Origin of the sequence: Desulfosporosinus fructosivorans (assembly GCF_004766045.1) — a bacterium.
GTDB lineage: Bacteria > Bacillota > Desulfitobacteriia > Desulfitobacteriales > Desulfitobacteriaceae > Desulfosporosinus > Desulfosporosinus fructosivorans.
In genome coordinates, this window is record NZ_SPQQ01000015.1 from 1 (window position 1) to 12122 (window position 12122).

Annotated in this window: 11 protein-coding genes; 7 read left to right on the top strand and 4 right to left on the bottom strand. The window is 43.5% G+C overall.

The window, feature by feature from the left end; translation table 11 throughout:
• Nucleotides 1–452: 452 nt before the first annotated feature.
• The 4 genes from E4K67_RS25450 to E4K67_RS25465 form a co-directional block, all read right to left on the bottom strand.
• Nucleotides 453–1274: a flavodoxin family protein gene (locus E4K67_RS25450; RefSeq protein ID WP_135551902.1), complete on the bottom strand. Its 822-nt coding sequence runs from the start codon at nt 1272–1274 to the stop codon at nt 453–455.
• A gap of 275 nt (nt 1275–1549) precedes the next feature.
• Nucleotides 1550–2023: a glutathione peroxidase gene (locus tag E4K67_RS25455; RefSeq protein WP_135552026.1), complete on the bottom strand. Its 474-nt coding sequence runs from the start codon at nt 2021–2023 to the stop codon at nt 1550–1552.
• Between the two features lie 153 nt (nt 2024–2176).
• A complete protein-coding gene (locus tag E4K67_RS25460) occupies nt 2177–2437 on the bottom strand; it encodes a hypothetical protein (RefSeq protein WP_135551904.1) in 261 nt (86 codons plus the stop codon).
• A gap of 84 nt (nt 2438–2521) precedes the next feature.
• Entirely contained in the window at nt 2522–3022 is a 501-nt protein-coding gene (locus E4K67_RS25465; RefSeq protein WP_135552028.1) for a DinB family protein, read from the bottom strand.
• A gap of 696 nt (nt 3023–3718) precedes the next feature.
• On the opposite strand from E4K67_RS25465, the gene E4K67_RS25470 reads away from it, so the two are divergent.
• The 7 genes from E4K67_RS25470 (at nt 3719) to E4K67_RS25500 (ending at nt 12111) form a co-directional block, all read left to right on the top strand.
• On the top strand, nt 3719–4321 hold the full coding sequence (locus tag E4K67_RS25470; RefSeq protein WP_243454629.1) for a hypothetical protein: 603 nt from the start codon (nt 3719–3721) through the stop codon (nt 4319–4321).
• Between the two features lie 283 nt (nt 4322–4604).
• Nucleotides 4605–7178, top strand: a complete 2574-nt coding sequence (locus tag E4K67_RS25475) for a winged helix-turn-helix domain-containing protein (RefSeq protein WP_135551907.1) — start codon at nt 4605–4607, stop codon at nt 7176–7178.
• 335 nt (nt 7179–7513) lie between these two features.
• Nucleotides 7514–8269, top strand: a complete 756-nt coding sequence (locus E4K67_RS25480; RefSeq protein ID WP_135551909.1) for an SDR family NAD(P)-dependent oxidoreductase — start codon at nt 7514–7516, stop codon at nt 8267–8269.
• 65 nt (nt 8270–8334) lie between these two features.
• Nucleotides 8335–9489, top strand: a complete 1155-nt coding sequence (locus E4K67_RS25485) for an acyl-CoA dehydrogenase family protein (RefSeq protein ID WP_135551911.1) — start codon at nt 8335–8337, stop codon at nt 9487–9489.
• A gap of 28 nt (nt 9490–9517) precedes the next feature.
• Nucleotides 9518–10327 (top strand): enoyl-CoA hydratase/isomerase family protein, encoded by an 810-nt coding sequence (locus E4K67_RS25490; RefSeq protein WP_135551913.1) that lies wholly within the window; start codon nt 9518–9520, stop codon nt 10325–10327.
• Between the two features lie 119 nt (nt 10328–10446).
• Entirely contained in the window at nt 10447–11211 is a 765-nt protein-coding gene (locus E4K67_RS25495; protein ID WP_135551915.1) for an adenine nucleotide alpha hydrolase family protein, read from the top strand.
• Complete coding sequence (locus E4K67_RS25500; protein ID WP_135551917.1) at nt 11212–12111, top strand: electron transfer flavoprotein subunit alpha/FixB family protein; 900 nt, start codon at nt 11212–11214, stop codon at nt 12109–12111.
• Nucleotides 12112–12122: the final 11 nt, after the last annotated feature.

The window sequence follows — 12122 nt, forward strand, 5'->3', positions numbered from 1 at the left end:
GGATCAAACTCTCCAAAAAAAGTTATTTCACTTCTCTATTGAAGAAGATGATTCGCTCATTGTTTTTTTGAAACTCCTAAGAGTTTCTCTCATTGGCTGTCCTTGTTGTTTAGTTTTCAAAGACCATTAAAGTCCATGTTTTATGAGTTTGTATCCCTGCACCCTTTTGGGCCGGATCTACATCTTAGCATTTTCAACTTGCGTTGTCAACGATTAAATTACTGTGTTTAGATTGAATAGTTTGAAGGTTTAACCCCTCACTTGTTCATTCAGTGTGCGTCTTCGTGGCGCTCAATTAGAATACCCCTTTTAGCACACTCTGTCAACTGTTATCTTTTACCATAATCCCATTAAGCCAAGATTAGTAACAAATCAGCTGATACAGTTGTATATCCTCTTGTTTTATAGATGAGTTTCTATTGAAGCCTTGCTTAACTTCGTCATTTACCTAGTCAGAAATTATTCCCTTTATAGCGATCTCGTACTACCGCCAACTCCTTCCGGCGAGAAATGAATTCCTGAACCTTTCCACCCAGCCACTCTTGGAAGTGATGTTTCAACTGCTCTTTTTTGAACATGTTGCTTAAATCGTTGTATACCCACTGAACTCCATTTTCCCCCGCAACCAAGCTGGCTGTCTGACCACAGATAGGACAAACTGCGGTTCCTGCCTGAGGAAACTTCCATATATCAGACCAACAAGTAGGACACTCACCTTTTCCTGGTTGGCGAGCTTGCCCAAATAAAGCCAGCCCCATCTCCCTTACTCTAAATAAGGCTCCATCTCCCAATATCCCTTCGCCAGGCAAAGCTCCCATGAACATGTGGCTATCTTTAAGCTCGAAGCCCATAAATCTGGCTACTGTATTAAGGGCAGACGAAGTATAACCCTCCCAACCTACGATGCCTGCAGTTGTGATAACCACACAGGGCTTGCCCCAAAAATCGTCGATGATTTGGGCTAGAGCGATAATGCGATCGCCCAGTACTTTAGTCACTGCGGCGGGCCCTAGAGCATAACAAGGAGCGGAGAGTATAATTCCGTCAGCAGCTTTAATTTTTTCTACCAGAAAATATAGATCATCATCTATGGGGCATTTCCCACCTGACTTCAAACAAGCATAACAGCCACGGCATAATTCCAACTTTAAATCGGCCAGCCTTAATAGTTCAAGTTGGCAGTCCTCTCCCGCCGTAGCTGCCACCTCTTTGGTTAGAATCTCTCCGTTAGCTAGCTTTCGTTGTGAAGCCACCAACCCTAAAACCTTCTTCACTCACTATCCCTCCTCAATATTAGGATATCGTGAATTATCTATATGTATATTTATCACCTTGACATTGGCTATCGTTCCCCTTAAGTTTAATAACTATTTTACTAATGTCAACCGAATTCACACCTCATTCGATATAGAAATTAGCCCCAAGAGTCCATGCTATAACAAAGTTAACGATGCACAGGATATCCTAACATCTCACTCGAAGTAAATGAGGCGAAACAGGCTGAGCAGTCTGTTTCGCCCCATTTGAGCAAAATTTGATTGTCCATTTTTTATAATAGTGCTTCAATCTCCTTTTGCAGCTTACCTGGCTCAACGTTGGGAGCAAACCTGCCCGCAATCTGACCATCTTTAGATACAAGAAATTTTGTAAAATTCCACTTGATTGAAGAACCCATCAGTCCACGACTGTTTTTCTTCAGAAGAGAAAACAAAGGTTCAGCTTTAGAACCATTTACATTGATTTTTGAAAAAGTTTTAAAGCTAACGCCATATTTCAACTGACAAAAGTCAACAATTTCTTGGTCTTCGCCTGGCGCTTGACCTAAAAACTGATTACAGGGGAAATCCAATATCTCAAATCCCCTATCCTTATATTGATCATATAATTCCTGCAACCCCTTATACTGTGGAGTAAAACCGCAACCTGTAGCAGTATTGACAATCAGTAATGCTTTACCTTTATATTCCTTTAATGAAATATTTTTTCCGTTGGCATCCTTTACACTTAAGTCATATATATTCATCATTGTTCCTCCAATTTAAAATACATTGTTTACAATTTGATTATATGCAATGAATTTTAAATTGTCAATGTCAATTTTCTAAATTGAAATCTCTGTGATAAATAGACATTAACGTACAACAATTAGGTCTCTAAAACAGAGATTCACAAATTTCTATTTTCTGTTTCGTCCAAAGTTTATAATACTATTTGCTAAGCCTGACGCTAATCCAAAACCTATTGCTAAATACAAATCATTTTTGTCTGACGGTAACCAAAAATTTTTGGTCATAAAAATGATCATAACTCCTATGCCACAGGCCGAACCAATCTCGAATTCTTTTCCCTTCGGTATCAAATACCTAAATTGCCGACCCAAAAGGTAAGCCAGAATATAACCAGTTATGACAACAAGGATTTGTAATACAAATGACAATTTCTTTTCCCCTTTTTATTGTAAATAGAGGCCTTAGACACATCCCACCGTACATGCCTGGAATGACTCAGTTGCGCTGTGATTTCATCCAATGCTTCCCCATGTTTCCCATAAACCTTGTTCTTTCCGAATATGGACAATTTGCCCTATGTGATTTGCATTGTGTATTACCAAATTTGCCAAGGTGGTCCACCATAATTCATCACCCGGGTTAACCTGACTGTCCAACTTAGAATCATCACATTTGATGATGGCCTCTTCCCATTGGGTAAATAGATGATCTAATTTTTGTCGCAAATCGTCCCAGCCTTCTATAATTTCGCCAGAATCTATATATTCGAACGTCTCGGCGTTGGAAATATCAAGAGGAAGTACAGCCCCCAGCTTAAACCGTTGCAGATAGCGCTCATTCCAGAATACAAGGTGATGAACTATGCCTAAGATCGAATTTGTAGATTGGCCACCTCGTTGTGCGGCCTGTTCTGCGGTTATTCCCCGTAGGGCAACGTTCAACGGAGCAAACCATCCATTCTGATTGTGGCAGGCACGCATTTGTGTGATCAGAATTTCTTTACATGATGGCATACTTATTCCTCCAAACGATTTAGTCATTTGACCGTCTTCTAACTGCCCTGATACTCTACCTCTACTACCACCTTCCACATTTTCCCTTGATCTCCTCCTAAAGATCTTAGAAATATTTATTTTATAGAAATACAAAGTAATCAGACCGATCAACAAAATCGACCTGACAATTCGCAAACTTGTCTATTGACTCACCAACCAGCGTCTCGCTAAGCAGAACATATAATGGACATGTTGAATACCATATATCAAGAACTATTATTGTAGGAGCCTAAATGGGGGGTGAAATAGTGCTTATAGGATTTTTAGGTATTTTAGTGGCATTGTTGATAATTATAGCTCTATTGTTGGTAATAATCGGTAAACTCTGAGTGGCTTAGCCATTGAAAATTTTGGCCTAGGGATTATTGCCTAGGCCTTTTTTAAAACCGTATATTAAATAATGGTTCGGAGTGCAACACTTTCATGCTTGATTTTTTTGATGACAAATGAGATTATTGTAAAAATAGGTTATAAAGTCGAATAATGTTAACTTACTATTATTGAAGGCGGTGTGGACATATTAAAGACTATAAAAGTAACCTGACGATTGGTATTGCCTTGGTGGTTAGCTCTATTATCGTTTATTTGCTGCAGATATTACTATTCCATAATTCACATGAAACGTTTTTTTTGCTGTTTCAGGATTTAGCTTTTATGCCCCTCGAAGTTGTCTTGATTTCTTTTATTTTAGATAAGTACTTGAACAAAAGAGAAAAGCAAGAGAAATTTAAAAAAATGCAGGTTGTAATCAGCGCTTTTTATACAGAAGTAGGATCCTCGTTAATTCAAAACCTTTCGCAGTTTAATACGAACTTGGAGATACTCAAAAAGGAGTTTGGTTCTGAGCAAAACTTAATTAATCCTAATAACCAAAAAACATTGCAATTCGCGAGTGAATTTGATTATGCAATGGATAGCCGAGCCGGAGATTTATTGGACTTGAAGAACTTCCTTATCACGAAAAAACCGTATATTTTGAGTATGTTTAAAAATCCGAATCTCCTAGAACATGATCATTTCACAGATATGCTATGGTCAGTCTATCATGTGTTGGATGAACTCGAAAATAGGAACACCTTTACTGATCTTCCGACAAACGACTTTAATCATCTCTCTATAGATATAAAGAGATCGTATCAACTTGTAATTCGAGAATGGGTTGAATATATGATTCATCTTAAGAACGAATATCCGTACCTATTTTCATTGGCTATACGCAAGAATCCATTCTCGGATAATGAAATTATTTTTAAATGAATCGATAAGAATGCAGATTACTATGTAACCCGGAAAGTTAGACAAAATTTAATCAGACGACCTTAAGAGAATGAGCCCTATATTTATCAGGGCTCATTCCTTTTAATTATGCCTTAATTCTATAGATATCGTAGTAATCTATAGTTGTGGAATTATTGGATAAAATCTTCTACTTACTATGAAAGTTTTCAATAAGAAAAAAGTTTAAGGCTTGTCGCAGATGAAATATTAAACTATTATAAATTTATACATTTCATATATTCGGACGGGAGGTTGTCAAACTTTGTTACCCAAGACAAACTTTTTGCCACCTTTATTGGAAAACACACTGGTCGAACGTGTAAGGATTATCACCCTGCTAAACGATTACGCCAATAAAAGGCTGGTGTTTATTCAAGCTCCCTCCGGGTATGGGAAAAGTATTGCCGCCGCTCAGTTTGTCAAAGCTTATAATCATAATTATATCTGGCTCAATCTAGAGGCGCGGGACAATGAAATAAACTGCTTTATCCAGGTGTTGTTTCAGGCATTTTGTGAAGCTTTTCCAGAGCTTCTGGAACAGCCTATTCATTCTACCTCAGATGCGACTGTTTTTGTAAAACATGTTATCAATTCCAGAAAAGGCCCAACTGACGCTCGATACCTATTTTTTAATGATTATGATTGTATAAATAATTCGGAGATACACAAGTTTATTAAAGAAATGGCGGAAACAATACCCTATTGCTGGCACATTTATATTTTAACCAACAAAGCAATTCCTGACGTCTTTATCCCCCTTCTGCTCCACAGCAGTGTGGGGGTCATTGAATATGACAGCCTACAGTTTACTAAGGAGGAAACCTCGGAATACTTCGATAATGCCGGTTTGAGCATGACAAAGGAGGACATCGACTCCATTTGGCAGACAAGCCGTGGCTGGGCTGTGGGGCTGACTGCCATTGGACTTTCAGCGAGGCGCTTCAGTTACAACGTCTTGAACCCCAAAGATCCAGAAAAGTACGCCGGTCTTGTTTATGATTATCTGGATGAGCATCTTTGGGGGCATTTGGCTCAGGATATTAGGACCTTTCTGCTGAAAGTGTCCATAACAGATTTGCTTTATCCTGAGCTGTGCCAGGCCCTCTGCCCCGGCATGAAAGCAGCTGTTTATCTTCAGCTGGCTAAGGACAACGGAGCTATGCTTATTGTTGAGGCTAACAACGGCGTAAGCAAGAAATTCCGGTTTCATCCCATGTTTCAAGAATATTTGTTGCATAAGGCTAAGGGCCATAAGCGCATCCATCTTAAAGCTCAAAATGAGATCGCTGCTGAATGGTATGCCCAAAACCACTACTATTCCCATGCCTTAGACTGCCTTCTCCATTCTAGGAATTATGACAAGCTCGCTACCCTCCTGCTTGAAGTGACCCCCGGAAAATTAGGCACCCATGAAATTATGCTGTCTCACATTTATTTGGACGCTCTGCCGGAAGAGTACATCAATAAATCCTCCATCCTGTCCTGCGCCAGTATGTTTTCCAACTTTCTGTCTGGAAACATGGAGGTTGCTGCCCATTGGGATAATATCTGCCGTGAAAAATACGCAGAAATCAAAGAACATGGGGTAATTACCGATCAGGATGATACTTTCATCCGTTGCTATTCCGGTGTCAAGATCCTGATGCCTGATTTTGACGTCAACAATATTCAAATGAGCTTTGAGCAAGATTGCGCAATTCTTAGCGGCAGTCGCTCCAAAAAGGTATCACTTCATGTAACTATGAACCTCCCCAGTATCTTGAATGGCATCCGCGATTTCTCGGGCTATTTAGATGTAGAAGGCAAAAAGATGAAAGCGATTCATGCGCTGGTGAGGAAAATTAACGGTGCCGACTGGACCGGCCATGATGACATTGCCTCCGGTGAAATTGCCTATCAGTTTAATTTGCTGGATAGAGCCCAGTCCTGTGCCATCGAAGGTCTGAACAAGGGCGAAAAGAACAGCAACATCAACGCTATTTTCCCCGGATATGCTCTGCTGATCACATCCCTGCAAAAAGCAGGCTTCTACGAGGATCTGGATGTCCTGCTGGAACATGTGGAAACAGCCATAAAAACCCTAGGTGCAGAAGAACTGATGCAGAATTTTCAAGCTTTCCGAGTTAAAACCAAACTGGAATTCCTTTCAGAGCGGGAAATTGACCGGTGGCTTGATTCCTTTCACAATCAGTACATCAAATCTTCCATCGGTATCGCGGACTACTACCGTTTTTCTGTTTTGGTTCGAATTCTGATTCGGAGAAAACGGTACGGCGTTTCTCTCCTGATTCTAGAGAAACTTCAGGATATGGCCCTGCTTTACAACCGCAGAATGTTCCGTATAGAGGTCCTAGTGCTGAAAGCCGTTGCCCAATATTGCAATGGCAACAAGGCAGAAGCGAATCAGGCTATGCTGGAAGCGGTAGAAGTGGGAAAAGAGCTGGGCTATATCCGTATTTTTATTGATGAAGGCTCTACAGTTGAGATGATACTCAGCCATATGCTCCGAGAAAAGAGCAAATTTCAGTATTCCAAGGAAACGCTGGAATACATAAAGCAGCTACTTAGTGCGAGCAAGGTACATAATATCCTGATGAATGAAAAACTCAAAGGCTCTGTCTTTATGGACGACATTCCTATCAATTTGTCGGTGACTGAACGCAAAGTCCTTCATCTGCTGTCTACCAATCTCTCAAATTCGGAAATAGCGGCAGAGTTGGGAGTTACCGTCTCCACCATAAAATCCCACACCAACACTATCTATCAAAAGCTGCAGGTTTCCCGGAGATATGAAGCAGTGGATAAAGCGGCGAAACTTAAACTGATTAAATTATAGCTTCTCTCATCATAAGCTATCCACCAAAAGCACCGGTCTGGCAAGATTCATTGTAATGCCAGACCGGTGCTTTTAGTATGCGGTCTCACTTTTCAGATACTCATACTTTTTTCCGTGGATTAGTCATACTTCTTTCATCCTTTTGAGGCAGTCTTGATCATCCTGTTCTAAAAAAAGATCGTCTCAAATGGATAAGAATAATATTTAAATTCATTCTCTTTTACAACTATTGCCGATGTACTCACCCTCCAGCATCGATATAATCTGCCTTAATAGCTGGTGGAGGCGCAGAAGTAACGTACCGGCAAGAAAAAGTTGGACAGGAGGCAAGTAGTATGGGTTTTGAAAACAAGGTGGCGGTTGTCACTGGCTCTGGCAACGGAATTGGAAGAGCCACTGCAATTCTATTCGCACAAAAAGGTGCAAAAGTCGTTGTGTCTGACATTGACGAAAAGCTGGGCAACGAGTGTATCAAGGTGATTCAGGCCATGGGCGGCGAGGCAATCTTTCAAAAGTCCGACGTAACTTCTGAGAAGGATCTCGATGCGCTGGTAAAAATGGTGCTGGATTCGTATGGGAAAATTGACATTCTGGTCAACAATGCAGGCATTGGAGGATCCACCTCCAATATGAACGACATCACCTATGAGGAATGGAATAATGTCCTCTCCACCAATCTGACTGCACATTTCAGCCTAAGCAAACGAGTAATTCCATTGATGGAGATGCAGGGTGGCGGCGCTATTGTGAATGTAGCTTCCATGGCTTCCACTGCTGCCGGTCGTGGCGGGCTGGCTTATACCACGGCAAAACACGGCATGTTGGGTCTAACTCGTCAGATGGCAATGGATCATGGCCGAAAAGGCGTTCGAGTCAATGCCGTCCTGCCCGGTCCCATCGATACGGCTATGATTTCCAAGGTGCTGGCAATTCCTCAACACCCAGTGAGCATCAAGGTGAAAATGTCCCCCGCTGGACGGCCAGGCGACCCCAGCGAAGTTGGCAAAGCCATCCTGTTTCTGGCAGGCGAGGACGCCTCCTTTATCCATGGAGCTGCCCTTGCAGTCGACGGAGGGTATACCATTTTCTAATCTTTCTCCAAAACAATAGAGCAATTATCGAAATTAACATGAAATAAACTATAGGAGGTACTACCATGTGGTATATGAATGAAGACCGTAAACTAATGCTAAATGTCGTAAAAGACTTTGTAGAACAAGAAGTTAAACCTGTAGCAATGCAGATCGATGCCACCGACGAATATCCTGTCAAACTGTTTAAAAGGGCTGGCGAACTAGGTTTTTTAGGAATTACCATTCCCACTGAATATGATGGCCTAGGCCTAGACCACACCACTGCCGCGCTAATTTATGAAGAAATTGCCAAGGCCTGCCCAGTATTGACCGTAGCTATGGGTGCCCATTCCATGCTTGCTGGAGGCATGATCTCGATGCTGGGTTCTCATGAACAAAAGCAAAAATATCTGTCAAAGGCTGCTACCGGTGAATATATTCTAGCCTGTGGATCCACCGAATCAGCTGGCGGTGACAATCATGTAGAGCATACCACCAAAGCCGTGTTGGAAGGTGACGAGTGGGTCATCAACGGTGGTAAAGTACTGGTGAGTAACATCGGCGTAGCCGATGCCTACGTCATCTTCGCAGCTACTTCTGAAGTAGATCCTGTAACTCGCGCCGGTATCAGCGCTTTTGTGATTGATAAAGATACCCCTGGTCTTACCATCGGTGCTTGGGAACACAAGCTTGGCTGGCACGGTTCTGCTACTGGGAGCATTTCCTTCCAGGATCTGCATCTCCCAAAAGAGAACTTGCTGGGACAAGTTGGTGGCTGCATGATGGCTGCCGCGGTCAGTTGCACTAATGAGTTCCTCACCTGCGGCCCAGTGGGTCTCGGTATTGCAGAAGCCGCCTATGAGATGGCCTTTCAATACAGCCTAGAGCGCGTCCAAAGAGGTCTGCCTATGTATGATCGATTCCAGGTGACCAAGTTCAAATTAGTGAAGATGCGCACGATGATTGAAGAACTGCGCGGCTTTGTTTACAGTACCTATGCCATGAAGGATCAGGGTGAGATGGTGCTGTGCGAGGGACGGATGATGAAGATCCGTGGTTCAGAAATCGCCGAAGAGATTTGCCGAGAAGCTATTCAAATTTTCGGCGGTGTTGGCGTAATCCGAGAAACTGGAGTAGAACGTTTTTGGCGAGACGCAAAAGTTCTGGCCATTGGTGGTGCTTCAGTTGAGGCTCTTCAAGACTTTATAGGCACAATGATGAGACTTAAGAAATTTTAATAAACTTTAGCGGGAGGTAGTGAAAACTATGTACCATAATTACGACTCCAAGTTTGACACCGTTGTCAAAATGGAGAAGAAGAATGATATCGCCGTCATCACACTTTGCAATCCAGAGGATTGGAACAGAATTACTGAACAAAGTGTAGATCAACTAACTACCGTCTTTGAAGATATTCAATTCGACAAAGACATCCATGTAGCCCTCCTTCATGGTGAGGGTCCTATCTCCTTTGGACCTGGTTCTTTAGACATAATTAAAACTAAGCTTGCCAAGAACGTCTTGGAGTCCCGCGAAATTATGCAGGAAATTGGCAATATGATTCGCAGGCTCTATTCCCTGCGAGTTCCCGTCATTGGCGTAGCCGAAGGTAAATGTCTGGGCGGAGGCGCAAACCTTGCGCTCTCCACTGATATCCTCATCGCTGACGAAAACGCAGTCTTTGTGGAACTCTTCGTGGACTATGGCCTGGTTCCGGATACTGGCGGCATGTACGCCCTCCAACGCCTGGTTGGTCCTATGATGGCCAAGGCTATCGCCATGCAGGGGGATCCCATCTCTGCCCTGCAGGCCAAAGAATTGGGCATGGTGTATCAGGTGGCCCCTGCCGGAACCGCCATGGACGTGGCTATGAAACTGGCAGAAAAGATTGCTAAAAAGCCCCCTCTCGCCGTCAATCAGATCAAGCAGCTGTCCAACAAAATGCATGATTATACCCTCGACACCTACCTACAAGCAGAAACCGATTATATGACCTTCTGCACTCTGGGACAGGATTTCAAGGAACTGACCATGGCCCAAATGGAAAATAGGCTCCCTAACTTAAAAGGCTATTAAGTAAAGCAGATTGGTTTAACCAAATCGGTAATATGACCGCCGCAGGGGATGAAAACAGTCGCGTGGTCTCCTGCGGCATTTGCGTAACGTTTGCCAAAATGTAAGAAAGGAATGAACTCATGGGAAATGTGATTGTATGCTATAAACGTGTGATTGATGAATCAGATATTCAAGTGAACGCCGATATGACCATCGACATCTCAAAAGCTAACCAGAAGATTGGTGCATATGACCTTAACGCCATTCAATACGGCTCTGAAACAGCCAGGATACTTGGAGGAAAATCCATCGGACTTACTTTTGGCGCTGGTAAGGAAATCAAGGCCACATCTAAGGATGCTATGAGCCGTGGGTTGGATGAAACTATATATGTAAACGCAGATACGGCCAAAGGAACAGATGGTCTGGTAACGGCAGAAATGCTGGCGGCAGCTGTTCAGCAAACGAAAGATACACTCTTGATTATCTGTGGAGAAGGCGCCAATGACACTTACGCTAGGCAGGTACCTTCAAGGATCGGCGCGATCTTAGATTGGCCCGTGGTGACCGCCGTAGCAGCAATGGAACTTGACGGAGGCATTGCTGTCATGACCCGTAAGCTGGAAAACACTGTGGAAAAGGTCAGAGTTTCTCTACCCGCCGTGATTTCAGTTTTGCCGGAGATCGCCCCCGCTCCAGTTCCAGGGTTGCGTGCCATCATGGCCGCAGGAAAAAAACCGGTAACGGAATTGGATGCAGGTCAGCTTGTCAGCGTGGAAAATGGTGTGACGGAGCTGAGTGCCAAAGGGTACAAGATGGATCGGAAAAACATCCTGCTAGATGGCGGGCTGGAGAATCAGGTTAAGGGCCTGGTAGCAGCGCTGAAGAAAGAAGGTGTGCTATAAATGGCCATTTATATTTACAGTGACCGAAAAAGCCTGGCTGCAGAATTAGTGGCCTTTGCCAAGCAAGAAGGCAAAGAAAGTGTAATCCTGGCCATGGGGACCCCAGCGGAGGATTTCCAGGGCTGCGGAGCGGATAAAATTTTGGAGATCGGCTCAGGTCCAGCCGAAAATTACTCAAAAGCGCTAGCAGATTATTTGAAAAAACACACTATGGAACTACTTCTGGCGGGAGCGACCTTGCGCGGACGAGATGTGGCGGCAAGGGTTGCCGGATATATGAAAGCTCCGCTCTGCGCCGATGTCCACTCCATCATTGGGGATGCTGGCGACTATATCATTGAGAGAATGATGTACGGAGGCGCAGTGAATTCACGGCAAAAGCTACCGTCGGGTGGCGTGGCTACGGTCAGTTCCGGCTGTTTTGAAGCCACTTCAGGACAGTCTGTAGTAGAAACGATTTCGTTAAAAGAAGACCTGCGGGTACAACTCCTGTCCTGCGAACCAGTGGTACGCAGCGGCGAGGACCTTTCCAATGCCACCAGAGTGGTGTCAGTAGGTCAGGGTCTCAAACAGCAAGAAGATCTTGCCTTAATACGACAGCTAGCCGATGCTATGGGCGCGGCTTTAGCGTGTTCTAGAGGAGTGGCAGAAGAAAGGCGCTGGCTGCCAGTCGAAAAATACGTTGGAATTTCCGGAAACATTCTTAGTCCTTCTGTCTACCTAGCTTGTGGTATTTCCGGCCAGATCCAGCATATCTACGGCGTTCGGGATGCAAAAATCATTGTAGGCATCAACAACAATGAGCAGGCCCCTATCTTCGCTGCTTCAGACTATGGGATCGTAGGAGATTTATACGAGGTGGTTCCCGCACTCATTGCTGAGTTGCAAAGGAGCCTTTAAGGAAGGGAGAT

Coding starts and splice junctions, on each gene's coding strand:
- E4K67_RS25455 (WP_135552026.1), bottom strand. CDS start 2,023: ATGAATATATATGACTTAAGTGTAAAGGATGCCAACGGAAAAAATATT.
- E4K67_RS25465 (WP_135552028.1), bottom strand. CDS start 3,022: ATGCCATCATGTAAAGAAATTCTGATCACACAAATGCGTGCCTGCCAC.
- E4K67_RS25470 (WP_243454629.1), top strand. CDS start 3,719: ATGCCCCTCGAAGTTGTCTTGATTTCTTTTATTTTAGATAAGTACTTG.
- E4K67_RS25480 (WP_135551909.1), top strand. CDS start 7,514: ATGGGTTTTGAAAACAAGGTGGCGGTTGTCACTGGCTCTGGCAACGGA.
- E4K67_RS25485 (WP_135551911.1), top strand. CDS start 8,335: ATGTGGTATATGAATGAAGACCGTAAACTAATGCTAAATGTCGTAAAA.
- E4K67_RS25490 (WP_135551913.1), top strand. CDS start 9,518: ATGTACCATAATTACGACTCCAAGTTTGACACCGTTGTCAAAATGGAG.
- E4K67_RS25495 (WP_135551915.1), top strand. CDS start 10,447: ATGGGAAATGTGATTGTATGCTATAAACGTGTGATTGATGAATCAGAT.
- E4K67_RS25500 (WP_135551917.1), top strand. CDS start 11,212: ATGGCCATTTATATTTACAGTGACCGAAAAAGCCTGGCTGCAGAATTA.